This is a genomic window from Acidovorax sp., assembly GCF_046291265.1.
Taxonomy (GTDB): Bacteria; Pseudomonadota; Gammaproteobacteria; order Burkholderiales; family Burkholderiaceae_C; genus Acidovorax.
The window spans coordinates 112,225-129,836 of sequence record NZ_JBKBTV010000005.1; the positions used below are offsets into that span (position 1 = coordinate 112,225).

The following is a 17,612-nucleotide window of genomic DNA, read 5'->3' on the forward strand; positions in this document are numbered from 1 at the left end:
GCTGCGAAAAGCAGCCCCCCTCAAATTCGGTCGCGGGTGGTCTGGCGCCGGGTTTCTGTGTGGTTGGGTGCCTGGGCCGAAGCAAAGTAGGCACGCGCGTCGGCGCAGTCTTTGGCAATGCCCACCGTCAGGGCATCCAGACCGTCGTATTTCAGCTCGTCGTGCAGTTTGTGCAGTAGTTCCACGCGCACGATTTTACCGTACGCCCCTTCGGGCCCCAGATCGGCAGGCCACTGCAGGCAATGGGTCTCCAGCAGCACGCGGCCGCCGTTGACGTCATTCGGGTCCAGCGAGGGGCGCACGCCCAGGTTGGCCACGCCTGGCAGCGGGGTGTCAGAGAGACCATGCACCAGCACCGCAAAGATGCCGCTGGCGGCGGGCTTCCAGTGCGCAAAACGCAGGTTCAGGGTGCGAAAGCCGTTGCCTGCACCGGCTGCGGTGGCACCCAGTTCGCGTCCCAGTTTGCGGCCATGGACGACGTGACCGCTGATGGTGTAGGGCCGTCCCAGCAGTCGCGCTGCGGCTTCCATGTCGCCTGCCGCCAGGGCCTGGCGCACGGCAGAACTGGAAACCCTGAGGCCGTGTACCTCATAGCTGTTCATGCGCGCGACATCAAAGCCTTTGGCCTGCCCCGCCGCGTCCAGCATGGCGTAGTCGCCCGCGCGCTGGCGGCCAAAGCGGAAGTCGTCGCCCACCAGTACGTACTTTGTGCCTAGCCCCTTCAACAGCACCTCGTCGATGAACGCTTCAGGCGACTGCGCAGCCAGCTTGGCGTCAAACGGTAGCACCACGGTCTGCTGCACGCCGCAGCGCGCCAGTTCGGTCAGCTTGTCGCGCAGCGTGCCGATGCGTGCGGGCGCGAGGTCGGGTTTGTGGTGCGCGCCTGCAAAGTAGTCGCGCGGATGGGGCTCAAACGTGAGCACACAGCTTTCCACGCCCCGGTGAGCCGCCTCGCTGTTCAGCAAAGCCAGCATGGCCTGGTGCCCCCGGTGCACGCCGTCGAAGTTGCCGATGGTCAGCGCGCAGGCGCCAGCGATGCCGGGGTGGTGGAATCCGCGAAAGATCTTCATCGGTTTGTTATCTTTTTGATAGCAGCATGCGCAGGTACATCAAGCGCAAGACGCCAATTTGTCATGAAAACGGAGTATATTGTGACCCACGGACTGCCCAGCGCAGGGCAGTCCGCGAGACATCTGCGTTCCGAATCCTTGTGTACTTTTTGTTCCAGGAGGCGTGTTTTGAAGGTCTTGAAGCTGTCGGCCCAAGGGCTGCCCCAATCGTGGATTTCGCTCGAACAAGCGGTCATTCATTACGCCGCGGGTGAGGTGCGCTGGGAATCCGGCGGCCACATTGCCCGGTTCCGTGGCGGGCACAACGCCATCACGGGCGAGCAGTCGGTCATCTCCATCAACAGCATCATCGGCACCAAGGGCGTGCCCAGCATCAACCCGTTTGAGCTGAAACCCAGCCTCACCAACAGCAAACTCTTTGCGCGCGACCGCAATGTGTGCGCCTACTGCGGCGGCCATTTTCACGAAGAAGACCTGACGCGCGAACACATCGTGCCGTTTGCGCGCAACGGCCAGGACCACTGGATGAACGTGGTCACCGCCTGCCGCCCCTGCAACCACCGCAAGGGCCCCCGCACACCAGAGCAGGCGCACATGCCGCTGCTCTACACCCCGTATGTGCCCAGCCTGTGGGAAGACTTTATTTTGCGCAACCGGCGGATATTGGCCGACCAGATGGACTTTTTGATGGCCCACGTGCCCAAGTCGTCGCGCTTAGTGGCGTGAGGGGGAAAGCCGCCGTGCTGGGCGTCTCGACAGGGCTCCTCGCCAAGGAGCGCCTTTCGGCCCGACAACGCACGGAGGGCTCAGTGAGAGAGCCGCCCCGGGGGGTTGCGTGATTGATTACGCAGGCTTGTGTGCGTTAACCACAAAACCATGCACCGGCAGGTTGTTTTCGTGGCGCAGCACGGTTTCTTCAACGTCCACCGAGTCAAAACCGGCAGCCTTGCACAGCGCTTCGATGTGGCTGCGTTTGTGTGCGTAGCGCCCGGCGGGCAGAAGCACCAGATCTGGCCCTGCTTCGCTGGCAGTCTCACAGGAGAAGATCAGCATCCCGTCCGCTGCAAGAACGCGGTACGCGTTGGGCACGGCATCGGTCAGATCGCCTGCGTAGATGAACACGTCCAGCGCAGCGATCACCTGATAGAGCCCATCGGGCGTTTCACGCAGGGCGTCGTGCAGGTTGACCGTGTGGAAGCGGTCGTACACGTTGTGGCGGGCAGCCTGCTCGACCATCTTCATGGACAGATCGACACCGATCAGCGCGCCATCCAGGCGACCCAGGCACACCCCCAGCAGTCCGGTGCCACAACCGAGGTCCAGCACATTGAGCTTCTTGTCGGGATGGCGGGCAATGATTTTGTCCGCGACCTGCTTGGGCAGCTGGTACTTCAGGCTGCGCACCATGTGCATGTCGTAGAACTCGGCCATTCCGTCGAACAACGGGCGCATCAGTTCGGCGGGCTGCTGTGCAGGCGTTTCGCCGCGCGCAAGCTGTGCGTAGTATTGGTAGACCGCATCGTCGGGCGCCAGCTGCAGCAGGGCAGTGGTGTCCTTTTCGGCATCGGTGGGTTTGCCCGCGGCAATGCACGCCTGGACACGACCCACCAGCGACTGGGAATCGGTCGGATTTTCTTCGATCAGCGCGGCCCACAGTGCCAGCGACCCTTCATGCTGGCCCAGCTCGCTCAGATCGCGTGCCAACAGGCGCCGCAGCATCACATCGCCAGGCACCAGCTGCAGGCCACGGCGCAGATGACGGATGGCCATTTCAGAGTGTCCTGCGCGGTGGGCGATATCCACCACACCGGCCAATACTTGCAGGTTCTGGGGCTCGATCAAAGCCACTTTTTCAGCGGTTTCGACGGCTTCCTTGAACTGGTTCTGCCGGGCCAGCAGCAAGGCCAGCTCCAGCAAACCCGGGCCCCAGTCTGGAGCCAGCGAGACGGATTTGCGCAGGGCTTCAAAAGCTCCCTTCACATTGCCCGCCTTTTCTGCCAACAGTCCACCCAGCATGAAAACGCGCGGGTCCTGGGGCCACTGGGCATTGGCTTTGTTGAGCGTGAGGGCGGCGTTTTTGAGGTCGCCCTTGGCGATCTGTTCACGGGCCTTGGTCAGGTGCTTGAGGTTGGGGTCGGTCGCTGTAGCGCTCATAAGTGCTGGATGGTTGCAAGCAAATGGACCGCTGCGCGGTCTGCTTGGCTCAATGAGCCAGATGCTGTAAAGATAGAGCAGGAGATTATCCAGGATTCGCAGAGGTGCCCCCCGGGCCCCAGACCGCACACCTCCGTTCGTGTATCTCTATGGACGAACGGCCCGGTTGAAGCAGGCTCTCGTCAGAGCCTGCATGTCGCTGCAACAAGGTGCGGAACGGGCGATTTCTTTTCAAATTCCACCGCTGGCGCTCAGCCGCTGAGGCGCCAAGGTCAGCGTGAAGCATGCACCGTGGTCTGGCTGGGATTCCACAGTGATATCGCCCCCATGCAACCGAGCCACCCGGCGGCTGACCCAAAGGCCCAACCCGAAGCCCTTGCTTTGATCGGTGCGGTCACCCTGCTCAAACTGCTGAAAGATCCGGCTCATTACTTCCAGTGACATGCCCGATCCTTCGTCCGCAACGGATATTTCCAGCATGCCCGCATCGTTCTTGTGCGCTGCGATGAATATTTCGCCAGCGGACGCATATTTCACAGCGTTGTCCACCAGGTTCGACAGCGCAATCCGCACCAGTGTCTGGTCGCAGACCCACTCCTCAGGGGCTGACTCCGAGAAGAGATGCAGCTGGTGGCGGGGAGACCAATGCACCAGCTGCGCGGCATGTTCCAGCAGTGCCGCCACGTTGGCGGGTGCTGCGTGCAGCGTGAACCCCGCTGAGTCGAGGCGCTCACTGATGAGGCAGCTGTCCACCAAGGAGGTCAGCCGTCGGCAGGCCCTTCGGATTTGTTTGGCGCGGTCTGTCTGTGTGGCCAGGTCTGGGGACGGGAAACTCTGCTGTTCGGCTGCCGCGCTGTCGACAACTGCCAAAGGGGTGCGGAATTCGTGGCTGATCATGTGGAAGAACTGCCGCTGTTCGTGGCGCAGGTCTCGTTCGCTGTCCAGCGCCCGCTTCAGCCACGTCTGGGCCAGCGATAGCTCCTGCGTGCGCTGTTCGATTCTTCCTTCCAGCGCATGCTCTGATTGCGCCAGACGCTCTATCGCCTTGTCCTTGGAAACTTCTGACTGGCGGTAGCGCAACACCAGGCCAACGAACACGGCACTGGCAATCAGACTGGTGAAGATGAGGATTTGAAACTGCCAAATGCTGGTGACATCGAGATTCCAGTGTGCCAAACCGGTCATGACGGCAGTGGTCGGTATGCCGCCCACCAGGTGGGCTCCGTAGGCCGTCAGCAACAGCGCATGTTGAGCGCGGCGTTGGCGCAGGCGCAGAGCATTCACACAAAGGGCGACTGCAATGATGTCGCTGCCGACCAGCGATACCAGATTGACCCATGCCACCGACGCGTAGAACCCCAGAGGCACGCTCGCAACGCCCAGAAGGTTAACAGTGACCAGCGCAAGCAGAATGCGGTCTAAACGGCGGTAGGGCGTATTGCGTGTCAGCTGTTCCCGTATTTGCCAGGCCAGGGTGGCAGCCAAGCCAAACGCTCCGATGCCCACCGCATGGCTTGCCCAGACCGTCCACGATTCCGTAGCCCACAAGCTGGCATAACCACGCACATTGAACACATGCAGTGCGCTGACCGTGCCCAGCACCGCCAGTGCATAGAAGTTCTGGGTGCGGAATATCCCGGCAGCGGCCCATATCGCCAGCAGCAATGCCGTCATCGCACCGAAGTACAGCCCCATTGTTCTCTCGGTGGCTGCAAGCTGGGCGCCCAGTGCTTGGGCGTTCGAAAAAATCTCGCCCCTGAATTGCATTGCACTGGTCGTCTGGATGCGGACGAGGGCCAGCTTGCCCGGTTCCAGGCGAAACAGATGCTGCCGCACCGGGGCTTTGTCGTGAGCGGGAACGTAGTCTCCGCTTCGCTGCGCCAGCCACGCCCCACTCATTTCGTCACGCTGGTACAGCGTGACCGCGTCGAGATAAGTGGGCTCACCCAGCAGCCAGGCTGGGCCTCCGTCGGAGGCTGTCCGAGGCACGGTGAACCTGAGCCACACCACCTGTTGGAGATAGCCCGCATTCAGGGCATGGCGCATGTTCTGCCAGGCGGCGGTGGGGGCTGTGGCTGCCATCACCTCGTCTGGTGTCCATTGCCCGGCAGGATCATCCAGCCTTTGCGTGGCAACGTCCCAGCCCAGCATCTGCGAAGCGGCGGTGGGTCGTGCGGTGGGTTCAGCGGAGGCCATCTGAGCAAGCAGCGCAATGCACAGCAGCAACAGGTATCGCAGCGCGAGCATGCACCGGCGGCCTGCCTGTAACGTGAGTATTCGTGAGTGTTCGTGCATGGCTGGCTCGTTGGGGCACTGAGAGAATAGTCGGTATCGAAATGTTTCTCCTGCCGTTTCCGCCCTCTAATTTTCATGTCTCCTGAATTCATCATCTCCGTAGTGGAAGACGACGAAGACATTCGCGGCAATGTGTGTCGATATCTTGAATGTTCCGGTTTCAAGGCGTGGGGCGCCGACTCTGCGGAGGAGTTCTACGTCCGATTGCTGCGGGATCGCGCCGATCTGGTGGTGGTGGACATAGGCCTGCCCGGAGAAGACGGGTTGAGTCTGGTGACCCGGCTGGCCGCACAGGGCGTCCCTACGGTGCTCATGACCGCAAGAGCAGATCTGGACAGCCGCATTGCGGGCCTGGACGCAGGGGCGCTGCAGTATTTCGTCAAGCCCGTCGACATGCAGGAGTTGACGGCAGGCATCCGCTCACAACTTCGCCACATCGCGCCACGTGCGGCGCAGGGTGACGCACTGGCGCCTTGGCGGCTGGATCAGGCTGCGTCCCGGCTTGTTGCCCCCAATCAACGGTTTGTCGATCTCACCAGCCGTGAACTGGAGTTGCTGGGCTGCCTCATGGTTACCCCAGGAGTAATGGTCACCAAGCAGGTACTGACTGAAGCCGTGGGCGCCGACGAGGCGGAAGACGGTTTTCATCGCATCGAGTCGCAGCTGACCCGGCTGCGCCGCAAAACCCTGGAAACCACAGGCACCGCTTTGCCGGTGCGTGCGGTGTTTGGCAAAGGGCTTGTATTCGTCACTTGACCTGATGCCTGCGTGGGCGCCCATCGGCAGTTCCGATGCGGTGCGCTCCGTTGAACCTACCTCAACTGAATGCTGAACCAGCGACCTCGTGGTCGCGGGTAGGGGTGTGCTTTGCCTGTGTGCCAGGTAGCGGCGCGTAGTGGTGCTGTGTGTGCTGTAAGCGCCGCAACCGCGAGGTTGTTGGCTGTGAATCTACTAAGAGGGGGAATGTGTTGAAAACGATCAATATACGGAAGGTGATGCAGGGCTTGGCCCGGCAATGCCAGCGCGGCTTATGTGTCATGGCAGTCGGGGGATCTCTTCTGGGGTCACCGCTGGCGCATGCAGGATTTGCCAACGGCGGATTTGAAGACAACAACACCATGCCCCCGACCGGCTGGACGCATCGCACCTACACCCGAAGCGCCGTGCTTCCTGTGTCTCCCCCCGTGCCCGATCCCACCACCGGCATTACGCTGGGGCAGTTGGGGCTGAGCGGTGCAGCGATTGGCAATGGCGCCAGTGCCATCGTCACCACCCCCGTTTTTAATGTGCCGTCCACCAACCCGGGCACGCTGACGGCCCCGCGCTGGGGCAACAATGCTTTCAAGCTCAACGATCAGGGATCGCGCCGGGCATCCTCCATCGAGCAAACGGCCACGATGACGGTAGCTGATGTGGACCCGGTGGATAACAAGGTTCACATCCGCTTTGGTATGGCACCGGTTCTGGTGGATGGGGGACATGGCCCCACGGAACAGCCCTACTTCTACGTGGAGGTGCGCAACATCACCAAGAACAAGGTGATGTTTCACACGTACAACTACGCCAACCAGTCCGGCGTACCTTGGCAGACGCAGTCGGTGGGCAGCTACAAATACACGGATTGGCAGGGCTTTGACATTGCACCGGGCAATGGCCAGTTGGACGTGGGCGATCAGGTCATTCTCATCATCTACGCCTCCAACTGTGAGCCAAGTGCTGCACAGCACGAAGCACGTGTCTACATGGACGCTGTGGGTGCCTTCATGCCGGGTTTGGCCATTACAGCGACCGGACCATCTACCGCCAAGCCAAGTGAACAGATCACCTATACCTACAACTACGCCAACAACAGTGGCGTGATTGCGCTGGGGTCCAAAGTGCGAGTGGCTGCACCGAAGACAGAAGACGGCCTGTTCACCACGTTCGTGCCGGGCTCCTGGCCAGCATCCTGCACGGGGCCGCACACCGGCGTCTCGCCGCGGTCAGACTATCTGGAGTGTGAGGTGGGCAGCAGCGGCCTGCTCAACGATGGCCAGAGCGGAAGCTTCAACGTTTCGTTTACCGTGCCAGCGGGCGCGGCTACGTCGGGCGCCAATGCAGTCATCAACAACGGTGACTACGACGTGCGTTCTGACACGGCCAGCCCGTTCATCGGCCCGCTGATCAAGACGAACATCGTGCCCGCGGTCACTCCAACCACAGACTTGGGTGTGACCGTGGCCAATGGTGGCCAGTCCTCTTATGCACCTGCTGACACTCCGGTCTACACGGTGACGGTAACCAACCACAGCAGCTCGGGCGTCACAGGCGCCAACGTCAACCAGACGCTGACCGGTGTGACCGGCGGCAACTGGACTTGCGCTGTGCCTGTCGGCAGCACCGCCAGTTGTGGCGCCACCAACAGTGGTGTCGGCCCCATCGCCACCAACACGGCCGATCTGCCCCCCGGTCAGAGCCTCGTCTACACGTACACGGGCGGCACGCTCACTGGCGCAGGTACCCCTGCCAATACGGTCGTGACGGCGACGCCTCCAGCAGGTACGCAGGACACCCAGTCCGCCAACAACACGACTGGCATGAACACCTCCGTGGGCACGCTGCGCAACGTAACAGCCAACACCACCGGCGCCGGTACGGGGCACATCCTGGCGGTGCCCAGCGGCTTGGCCTGCGGTAACGCGGGCGCCGCGTGTGGCGCGGCGGGCACGACGCAGTCGGTGGCGCAGGGCGATGAGGTGCGTCTGACGCCCGTGGCCCAGGCAGGCTCGGTCTTCAAGGGTTGGACCGGTTGCACCACCCTCAGCGGCAATGTGTGCGTGATCACCGTGGGCGGCGCAGACGTGACGGCCACGGCCGAATTCGCTCGCGCCCACATCGTGACGCCCACGCTGCTGCCCGGTGGCACCATGACATCGTCCGCACCCCGGCAGGTGGAAGAAGGCACTTCGACGGTCTTCGACATCACCCCCAATGCGGGCAAGACGACCTACGTTCTGCCCCCGGCTTCGGGTACGGCGTGTACGGGCGTGCTGAACACGGGCGTTTCTCCCAACACGTACACCGTCAACCCGGTCAATGCCAACTGCGGTTTCACCGTGGCGTTCTCCTTTGAAGAGACCTCGTCGGTGGTGGGCGGCAATGGCACCATCAGCCCATTGGGCGTAACGGGTCCGCTGGTCCCTGGGGCGAACAACACGGTCTATACCCTGACACCGAGCGCTGGCTACTCGGCCGTGGTGGGTGGCACCTGCAAGGGCACCCAGGACATCGCTGCCAACACCTACACGGTGACCAACGAGACCGCCGACTGCACGGTGATCGCATCGTTCACCAACGATCCGGTGACGGTGACATCGTCCGTTTCGGGCGGCAACGGCAGCATCGACACCACGGGCACCATCAACCTGGCACGTGGCGGATCGCGCACCTACAACTTCACGCCAGCGGCAGGTTTTTATCCCCTGGTGACGGGCAACTGCCCGGGAACGGTGGTGGGCAATGCCTATACCGTGTCCCCGGTCAACGCCAACTGTGCTTTCAGCGTGTCGTTCACCAATCAGGCCGTGAACATCACCTCTTCGGTGACCAGCGGCACCGGCACCATCACCCCCATTGGCACCACGACCGTGGCACGGGGCGGTGGCCAGACCTTCACCGCTACGCCTGGCGGCGGCAGCGTGCCCGTGTTCGGTGGCACCTGTACTGGTTTGCGCAATGGCAACCAGTTCACGGTCAGCAACGCGCTGGCGGACTGCGGCGTGCAAGTGAAGTTCGTCGCTGCTGCCAACGCCATCACGGTGACGGCGACGGTGCCGGGCGGCAACGGCACGGTGACCACACCCGGCCAGAACGCTGCCGGTGAAACCGTATTGGCGATAGGCGATACACGGGTCTGGACCCTCACGCCCACCACGGTGGGCTCGGTTCCCCGGGTGGTGGCAGGGTCCACCTGCACGGGCACTTTGAGCGCCACGGCGCCCTACACCTACACGGTGACCAATGCGACGGCGGCATGTGCGGTGGCCTTTGCGTTTGCTGGCGCGGGGGCCGGGCAAGTGGCTTCCATCCCCACGCTGAGCGAGTGGGGCCTGATCATCCTGTCGGCCTTGATGGGCCTGGGCATGATCGGCATGCGTCGTCGTCAGATGATTTGAGTGGGCTGACAAGTCCAACACCAGGGCCTTTGTGCTCTGGCCCAGAAACCAGTGATGCCGATGGCATCGCTGGTTTTTTTAATAAAATTGGCCTCTAGCGCTTATCCTTAAAGCGCTAGCAGCTATCATTTTTGAAGTAAATGTTGGGGGAAGCATGCAGTACAGAAATAGCGTCCTTGCGCTGTGCGTCGCGTTGACGGCAGCACACAGTGCCGCGCACGAGTCAGCCCCCATCGCCGGACAGTCGGCCAAGGCGCAACCGGCCGCAAAAAAATCTTCACTGCCTGCACGCAAAAGCGGCTTGTGGGAGGTCACGGTGCGCAGCGACGATCTGGTCTTGAAGCGGGCGGGGCAGGCGCCACAACGACCGCTGACGGTACGGCAATGCACCAGCGCCGAGGCGGAGCCGGTGATGCTGACTTCCATCATGCCCGGCCAGGACGACTGCCATGATCTCAAGGTCGAGCGGCGCCCCAAGGGGGCGGGCTACAGCATCACCACCGTGTGTTATGTCCACGAGAACCGCTTGAACGCGCAAATGGAACTACTGGGCGATCTGCAGTCCGCCTACAGCGGCACCTACAAAGTCACCTACCCCAAGACACCCTTGCACAACACGGGCCGCATGGTGTTTGAGGGCCGTTGGCTGGGAGCATGCTCAGCAAGCCAGAAGCCGGGCGACATGGTCTTGCCCAACGGCGTGACAGTGAACGTGGTGGACGACCGCAAGCGCGCTGAACATCATGGACATAGCCATGAAGGACACAAGCACTGACCGAGGGATGGTGGCTGCGCCTTTGCAGCCGCCGCGTCGCGAGGCCACGGCCCCGACCGACGCAACGTAGCAAGTACCTGTCTACTGGCTGATCTCCAGCATCACCACCCGCCCTTGTGCCGCAGGCCAGGTCTGGCCGGTGACGCGTTCGCCGTTGAACTCTGCCGCAATGGGGCGCACGCCGCCGGTGGGCTTGATCTTGGCGCTGGCAGCGCCTGCACCTTCTGGCACGCCAACAGGCGCCGCACCATCCAGCAGCATCTTGTCGCGCGCTGGGTCCAGGTAGCCACGCGGGCGGGTCAGTGTCACGATGGACTCGGCAGTCTTGTCGGCATCCGCAATGCGCTCTGCGCGCAGGTGGATGAGGTTGCTGCTGCGTGGAAAGCCGCTGCGGTAGATATGGGTGGTGGCGTAGCCCGGTGCGGTGATCACGAACTCGGTGGGGGACCCGGTGGCGACGGCCAGTGGCCCCCATTGGCCATCTGCTCCCACGGTTTTGCGCAGCAAGGCATTGCCTGTGCGGGCGCCCGTGGTGGGGTCGGTGGCATACACCTCCAGCTGCGCGCCCGGCAGCGGCAGGTTGTTGCTGAAGCTGCCCGTCTTGGCGTCTGTGGGGTCTACGCCTAAGCCGGTGATTTTGCCGTTCAGCACCACTTGTTTTTCTGCCGCGATGGTGGTGGCCTGCGGTGCCTTGCCGGTGATGAAGCGGTAGGTGGTCTCGAACGCTGCGGGTGAGTAGGAGGTTTCGCGGTGGTCGATGCGCGGAATCACCACATTGACGGCACCTTTGAGTTCGGGCCCGGCAGCCGTCACGTTGGTGGGCTTGCCTTTCTGGCCGATCCACAGGCCATCGGGCTGCGCAAACTTGTCGTTGTTGTCCGATCGAACGGTCATCCATTTGACGGGGCCGCTCACTTCGTCGCCTGCGGCGTTCTTGGGGGCGTTCAGCGCCGTGAGGAACGGGCCGGTGCCCGAGAACTCGTTGCCTTCGCGGAAACCGGGAATCGCCCACACGCCGTGATTGGGCGTGCCACCCAGAATGGCATGGCTCACCGTCTTGTCACCGCCGCCGTTGTAGATGTAGTTGCGGATGGCATTGCCCCCGCGTGAGTTGCCCACCAGCACCACCTGGCTCGCGCCCGTGGCCTTGAGCACCTTGTCCACCTCGGCCTTCAGGTACGCCATGTGCTCTGCCGCCGACGTGCGGCCCGGTTGGGGCTTGGCATCGTCGTCGCGTGAGAGCGGGTAGGGCACGTCGATGGCGTGCAGGCGCTCGCGGGGCCAGCCGTTCGATTCGAAGCGCCACACGGTGGTCTGCCACAGCGCGGCGGTGTCGCCGTTGCCATGCACAAAGACGATGGGCGGGGCCTCGGCCAAGCTGGGGCTGCGGGTGGCGCAGCCAGCCAGGGTCAAGGAGGCTGCTGCAGCGGTTGCCAGCAGGAAGGAGCGGCGTTGCAGCCAGAACGTGTTGTTCATGAGGGTGTCTCCGAAAAGAAAAAATGCCCGTGGACCGGTGAATCCACGAGCATGGCACGCAAGAGTTACATGGCTGCGTCAGGCAAACACGCCCGCAGTGTCCTGCATGCGGTTCGACACTTCACCCAGGTGGTGCAGCGTGTCGCCAAAGGTCACTTCCAGTTGCGTGAGCTTCTTGAAATAGTGGCTCACGATGTACTCGTCGGTCACGCCGATGCCGCCATGCAATTGCACGGCCTGCTGGCCCACAAAGCGCATCGACTGGCCCAGCTGCACCTTGGCGCGGGCCATGGCGGCGCGGCGTTCGGCAGCGGGGGCGCCCAGCTTGAGGCTGGCGTAGTAGCTCATCGAGCGGGCCAACTCCAGCTGCATCTTCATGTCGGCCACGCGGTGGCGCAGGGCCTGGAAGCTGGCGATGAACACGCCAAACTGCTTGCGCTGGTTCATGTATTCGACCGTGATGGCCACAGTCTTGTCCATCACACCCACGGCTTCGGCGCAGGTGGCGGCGATACCGGTGTCCACCGCCAGTTCCAGCGCGGCCAGGCCGTCGGTGGTGAGGAGCGTGGCGGGGGCGTTGGTGAACTTCAGCTCGGCGGCGCGGCTGCCGTCCTGCGTGACGTAGCCCTGCGTTGTCACGCCCGTGGCGGTGCGTTCCACTAGGAAGAGGGCGATTTGGCCGTCGAGCTGCGCAGGCACGATGAACGCATCGGCCTTGTCACCGGCAGCCACTACGCTTTTGATAGCTGTTACCGTATGACCCGATTGCGCCGGGGCCGCTTTTGCCTCGCAAACGTCCAGGCGGTAGCGTGCCTTGCGCTCCTGCTGGGCCAGCACCACCAGGGCTTCGCCACTGGCGACCCGGGGCAGCCAGGCCGATTGCACGTCGGCCGGTGCGTAGTGGGTCAGCACGCTGCTGGCCATGAAGGCCTGGGCGATGGGTTCCAGCACCATGCCACGGCCCAATTCCTCGGCCACCACCATGGCGTCGATGGCGCCCTGGCCCATGCCGTCGTGCGCTTCGGGCACGGTCAGAGCGGTCAGGCCCAGCTCGGCCAGTTCGTTCCACGCGGCGCGGTCAAAACCACCGGCGGCCACGGCGGTGCGGCGGCGCTCGAACGTGTAGCCCTTGTCCACCCACTTGCGCACAGCGTCGCGCAGTTGTTCCTGGTCGTCAGAAAAATCGAAATCCATGTTCTTGTCTCCTTAGCCGAGGACCGTCTGGGCCACGATATTGCGCTGCACTTCGTTCGACCCACCGTAAATGGTGGTCTTGCGCAGGTTGAAGTAAGTGGACGCCAGTGGCGCGTTGGCTGTGACGCCGCCGGGGAAGTCGCCCTGCCAGCCCGCCTCCATGGCCTCTTCGATGAAGGGCATGGCAAAGGGGCCAGCGGCCAGCATCATCAGCTCGGCGTAACGCTGCTGGATCTCGCTGCCCTTGATCTTGAGCAGGCCCGCGATGTCGAGCGAGTTCTTGCCTGTTTTCTCGGCGGACAGCACGCGCAGCACCATCATTTCGAGGGCCACGATGTCCACTTCGAGCAGCGCAATCTGATCCCGGAAGCGCAGGTCGTCCCACATGCCTTCGGCTTTGGCGATGCGCTTCAAACGCTCCAGCTCGCGCTTGCTGCGGTTCACGTCGGCGATGTTGGTGCGCTCGTGGCTCAGCAGGTGCTTGGCGTAGGTCCAGCCCTTGTTCTCTTCGCCGATCAGGTTCTCGGCAGGCACTTCGACGTTGTCGAAGAAAACTTCGTTGACCTCGCACTCACCGTCGAGCAGCTTGATGGGGCGCACGGTCACGCCGGGCGACTTCATGTCGAGCAGCAGGAAGGAGATGCCGGTCTGCGGCTTGCCCTCGGTGCTGGTGCGCACGAGATTGAACATCCAGTCGCCGTACTGGCCCAGCGTCGTCCAGGTCTTTTGGCCGTTGACGATGTACTTGTCGCCCACGCGCTCGGCGCGGGTCTTGACCGAGGCCAGGTCCGAGCCCGAGCCGGGTTCGCTGTAGCCCTGGCTCCACCACACCTCACCGCTGGCGATGCCGGGCAGGAAGCGCTTTTGTTGCTCGGCATTGCCAAACGCCATGATCACCGGGGCCACCATCACGGGGCCGAACGGGATGATGCGCGGTGCGCCAGCCAGCGCGCATTCTTCTTCGAACAGGTGCTTTTGCACGGCGGTCCAGCCGGGGCCGCCAAATTCTTTGGCCCAGCCAAAACCGAGCCAGCCTTTTTTGCCCAGAATCTTGGCCCAGCCCTGCATGTCTGCACGGGTCAGGCGCAGGGCGTTGTGCACTTTGTGCGAGATTTCCTGGGGCAGATTGGCGTGAACCCAGGCGCGAACTTCTTCGCGGAAGGCCTGCTCTTCGGGGGTGAATGCGAGATCCATGCGGTTTGTCTCCAAGTGATCCCGCATTTGTAGCACGGTCGTTCGTTTTATTCCTGTCCGGGTGGCGACATGGGGTCGGTGTTGGGGGAGATTCCCAGTTCGGAGCAAAGCCGCTGCACGGTGGCTCGGAGGCTGGCCACGTCCGCTTCCAGCGCATCCACACGGGCCTGCAGTGCGACCAAAGCACCGCTGCCGCCCCCACCGTGGCTTGCGGCGGGCGTGCCGACGCTGGTGTCCACCGGGCCACACATCAGGTGCGCCCAGCGCTGCTCGCGCGCCCCGGGTGCGCGGGGCAACTGCACGACCAGCGGGCCGCCTTTTTCAGCGCTGCGCTCCTGCAGTTCGTCCAGAAAGCCTTCGACCGATGAAATATCGGCAAACCGGTACCAGCGCTCGGAATTGATGCGCAGCTCGCCCGCGGTTTGTGGGCCGCGCAAGATCAGCAGGCCGAGCAAAACAGCCGATTGCTCCGGTACACCCACGCCACGCTGAAAGTTGTGCTCCCAGCGTGTGGTGCGGTTGCCGCTGCTCTCAAACGCCAGGGTCAGCAGCTTGAGCGAATCCAGTGCCTCCTGCGCCTCGGCGTCGCTGAGGTTCATCACCGGGTCGCGGCTGGTTTTCTGGTTGCAGCCGGTGAGCAGGCCGTTGAGCGACATCGGGTAGCTGTCGGGCACGGTGCGGGCCTTCTCCATCAGCGTGGCGAGCACGCGGGCTTCGTGGGGGGTGAGGGGGCGGGTGGCTGGATCGAAGGGCATGGCTGGGATAATCCGGTGCAAATATGAAGAACATCGTCATTCTGATCTCTGGCGGCGGCTCGAACATGGCCACCATCGTCCGCACCGCACAACAGGAGCACTGGGAGCACCGCTACGGCGCTCGCGTGGCCGCCGTGATCAGCAACAAACCGGATGCCGCTGGGCTGGTGTTTGCTCGGGAGCAGGGCGTTGCCGCCGAGGCGCTGGACCACAAGGCCTTCGCCAGTCGCGAGACCTTTGATGCCGAGCTGGCAGCCACCATCGACCGCCACCAGCCCGCACTGGTGGTGCTGGCCGGGTTCATGCGCATTCTGACGCCCGGGTTTGTGGCGCATTACGCCGGGCGGCTTATTAACATCCATCCCTCGCTGCTGCCCGCGTTCACGGGGCTGCACACGCACCAGCGCGCCATTGATGCGGGCTGCAAGTTTGCGGGAGTGACGGTGCACCAGGTGACGGCCGAGCTGGACGTGGGCCCTATCCTGGACCAGGCGGTGGTGCCGGTGTTGCCCGGTGACACGGCAGACACTTTGGCCGCCCGCGTGCTTACACAGGAACATGTGATCTACCCGCGTGCCGTTCGCGCCTTGGTGCAGACGCTCTAAGCACGGCGCCCTGCAACTCATTTGCTATAAAAATTATAGCTATTAGCGCTTAATATATAAGCGCTAGAGCCTGTTTTTACTTAGTTTTCTGAGGGTGCGACATCCTCGGCGCATTTCTCGAACCGTGGCCGCAGCACGCCGTCGATGACCACCTGCTCTTCAAACATGGCGGCCGGGCGCACCCACAGGCCCCGCTGGCCGTAGAGCGCGCGGTACAGCGTCATGGGCTCCAGCGTTTCGCTGTGGCGCACGGTGTCGATCACCTCGTAGAGCATTCCCTTGTAGTGGCGGTACAGGCCGGGTGGGGTGCGGATGAGGGCGGGCAGGTCGTCGTCGGTCATGGGGTAAGGAGGTAAGGGGGGTGTGAGTGGTTAGGATGGCGGCTGATAAAAATCAACCCAGAGGGAGAGGCGCCCGTGGATCAGGCAGATTTTGTGCACATGGTGCGCATGAGCGAGCATGCCAGTGCCGACAACAGCCGTGCGTACCGCCGCAGTGTCGCCGCGTTTGCGGCGCTGGGCTATGCGTGGGTGCTGGGCTGCCTGGGGCTGGCGGTCGGCATTCTGCTGTGGGTCGTGCCGCAGGTGCTCCAGGGGCGCTTTCGGTTTGCCATGGTGTGGCTGCTGCTGGGCGCTGCGGGCTTGTTGTGGGTGAGCCTGCGGGCGCTCTGGGTTCGGTTTGACGAGCCCGACGGTGTGGAGATCACCGCGCTGGAGGCACCGGAGCTGTTTGAGGCCCTGGAGCGCATTCGCCGCAAGATCAAGGGCCCCTCGATCCACAAGGTCACGCTGAACGACGAGTTCAATGCCAGCATCCAACAGCTCCCCAAGTACGGACTGCTGGGCGGCGCCGTCAACCACCTGAGCATTGGCCTGCCTTTGCTGATGGCGCTCGACCGACCGCGCTTTCTGGCCGTGCTGACGCACGAATATGGCCACCTGCGCGGCGACCATGGCCGGTTTGCCGCCTGGATCTACCGCACTCGCCTGTCATGGATGCGCCTGAACCACAGCCTGGCCGACGACGAAGGCCCGGTGGCGGCCGCCACGCAGGCGTTCATGCGGTGGTACTTTCCGCGCTTTTCGGCCAAGACTTTTGCACTGGCGCGCCAAGACGAATACGAGGCCGACCGCATCGCGGGAAAGCTGCTGGGCCGCGATGTGATGGCCGCTGCGCTGGCCGAGATCGACATCCGGGGTGCATCGCTGCACGCCGAGTTCTGGGGCAACCACTGGTGTGCGGCCGCTGGCAACCCGCTGCCGGTGGGGCCCTATCGCAGCATGCGGCGTTATTTGGCCCTTGCCCCGGACGCAGCGTTTGCCAACGATGCGCTGCGCCAGGCGCTCAAACGTCTGAGCAGTGTGGACGATACCCATCCGGGCTTGCGCGACCGCATTGAAGCGCTGGACGCCACACCCACCTTGCCCGAGTGGTCGCGTGGCAACGCCCTGGCCCTGCTGGGCGATGAGGCCAAGCGCTGGGTCAAACATTTCGACAAACAATGGTGCCGCGACAACGCATCGGAGTGGAAGCAGCACCACGCGTGGTTGGTCCGGGTGCGCGCACGGGCGGAGGCCCTGGCGGCATCAACAGCCCAGAGCAGTGCTGCCGAGCTGGTAGAACTGGCCCGCCTCAAACGCCACCTCGACCCCCACGCCGATGTGCGCGCGCTTTACGCAATGGCGCTGGAGCGCAGTCCAGAGCACCCTGAAGCCCTGCGCGGGCTGGTGACCTGCCTGCCGGAGGATGACCGGGATGGCAAGCTCTTGCTGCTGCACCGGGTGTGGGATGCGGGAAGCAACGACCGCTACTGGGCCGCGCGGACCGCACTGGCCGAGCTGGAGACACCCCGCATGGGCATGGACCACGATGCGGCGGCCTTCAAGCAGTGGCGCAAGCGACTGGAGCGCGCGCAAGAGTCCGAAGAGCGGGCGTGGGAA

The 17,612-nt window shown here is 63.3% G+C and carries 14 protein-coding genes; 6 read left to right on the forward strand and 8 right to left on the reverse strand.

The window, feature by feature from the left end; translation table 11 throughout:
* Positions 1-20: 20 nt before the first annotated feature.
* Positions 21-1,070, reverse strand: coding sequence for a bifunctional riboflavin kinase/FAD synthetase (locus tag ACK41V_RS03705; protein ID WP_409777974.1), 1,050 nt, complete (start codon positions 1,068-1,070; stop codon positions 21-23).
* Between the two features lie 168 nt (positions 1,071-1,238).
* Between ACK41V_RS03705 and ACK41V_RS03710 the strand changes: the two genes are divergently transcribed.
* A complete protein-coding gene (locus ACK41V_RS03710; protein WP_409777977.1) occupies positions 1,239-1,796 on the forward strand; it encodes an HNH endonuclease in 558 nt (185 codons plus the stop codon).
* A gap of 117 nt (positions 1,797-1,913) precedes the next feature.
* On the opposite strand, the gene ACK41V_RS03715 is transcribed toward ACK41V_RS03710, so the two are convergent.
* Entirely contained in the window at positions 1,914-3,224 is a 1,311-nt protein-coding gene (locus ACK41V_RS03715) for a tetratricopeptide repeat protein (protein ID WP_409777980.1), read from the reverse strand.
* Between the two features lie 231 nt (positions 3,225-3,455).
* On the reverse strand, positions 3,456-5,471 hold the full coding sequence (locus tag ACK41V_RS03720; RefSeq protein ID WP_409777982.1) for an ATP-binding protein: 2,016 nt from the start codon (positions 5,469-5,471) through the stop codon (positions 3,456-3,458).
* A 123-nt stretch (positions 5,472-5,594) separates the two neighbouring features.
* Between ACK41V_RS03720 and ACK41V_RS03725 the strand changes: the two genes are divergently transcribed.
* From ACK41V_RS03725 to ACK41V_RS03735, 3 genes are all read left to right on the forward strand, one after another.
* Entirely contained in the window at positions 5,595-6,275 is a 681-nt protein-coding gene (locus tag ACK41V_RS03725; RefSeq protein WP_409777985.1) for a response regulator transcription factor, read from the forward strand.
* Positions 6,276-6,637: 362 nt separating this feature from the next.
* The gene (locus ACK41V_RS03730; RefSeq protein WP_409777988.1) at positions 6,638-9,673 is read left to right on the forward strand and encodes an IPTL-CTERM sorting domain-containing protein; all 3,036 of its coding nucleotides are present in this window, start codon (positions 6,638-6,640) and stop codon (positions 9,671-9,673) included.
* A 154-nt stretch (positions 9,674-9,827) separates the two neighbouring features.
* The gene (locus ACK41V_RS03735) at positions 9,828-10,448 is read left to right on the forward strand and encodes a DUF3617 domain-containing protein (protein WP_409777991.1); all 621 of its coding nucleotides are present in this window, start codon (positions 9,828-9,830) and stop codon (positions 10,446-10,448) included.
* Between the two features lie 81 nt (positions 10,449-10,529).
* On the opposite strand, the gene ACK41V_RS03740 is transcribed toward ACK41V_RS03735, so the two are convergent.
* From ACK41V_RS03740 to ACK41V_RS03755, 4 genes are all read right to left on the reverse strand, one after another.
* On the reverse strand, positions 10,530-11,924 hold the full coding sequence (locus ACK41V_RS03740; RefSeq protein WP_409777993.1) for an alpha/beta fold hydrolase: 1,395 nt from the start codon (positions 11,922-11,924) through the stop codon (positions 10,530-10,532).
* 78 nt (positions 11,925-12,002) lie between these two features.
* Positions 12,003-13,118, reverse strand: a complete 1,116-nt coding sequence (locus tag ACK41V_RS03745) for an acyl-CoA dehydrogenase family protein (RefSeq protein WP_409777996.1) — start codon at positions 13,116-13,118, stop codon at positions 12,003-12,005.
* Positions 13,119-13,130: 12 nt separating this feature from the next.
* Positions 13,131-14,312, reverse strand: a complete 1,182-nt coding sequence (locus ACK41V_RS03750) for an acyl-CoA dehydrogenase family protein (RefSeq protein ID WP_409777998.1) — start codon at positions 14,310-14,312, stop codon at positions 13,131-13,133.
* Positions 14,313-14,359: 47 nt separating this feature from the next.
* A complete protein-coding gene (locus tag ACK41V_RS03755; protein ID WP_409778001.1) occupies positions 14,360-15,067 on the reverse strand; it encodes a YceH family protein in 708 nt (235 codons plus the stop codon).
* A gap of 23 nt (positions 15,068-15,090) precedes the next feature.
* On the opposite strand from ACK41V_RS03755, the gene purN reads away from it, so the two are divergent.
* The gene (gene purN, locus ACK41V_RS03760; RefSeq protein WP_409778003.1) at positions 15,091-15,672 is read left to right on the forward strand and encodes a phosphoribosylglycinamide formyltransferase; all 582 of its coding nucleotides are present in this window, start codon (positions 15,091-15,093) and stop codon (positions 15,670-15,672) included.
* 80 nt (positions 15,673-15,752) lie between these two features.
* Here the strand turns inward: purN and ACK41V_RS03765 are convergent, their stop codons facing one another.
* On the reverse strand, positions 15,753-16,013 hold the full coding sequence (locus ACK41V_RS03765) for a DUF1653 domain-containing protein (protein WP_409778005.1): 261 nt from the start codon (positions 16,011-16,013) through the stop codon (positions 15,753-15,755).
* Between the two features lie 75 nt (positions 16,014-16,088).
* Between ACK41V_RS03765 and ACK41V_RS03770 the strand changes: the two genes are divergently transcribed.
* On the forward strand, positions 16,089-17,612 hold a 1,524-nt coding region (locus tag ACK41V_RS03770; protein ID WP_409778008.1), incomplete at its 3' end, for a M48 family metalloprotease.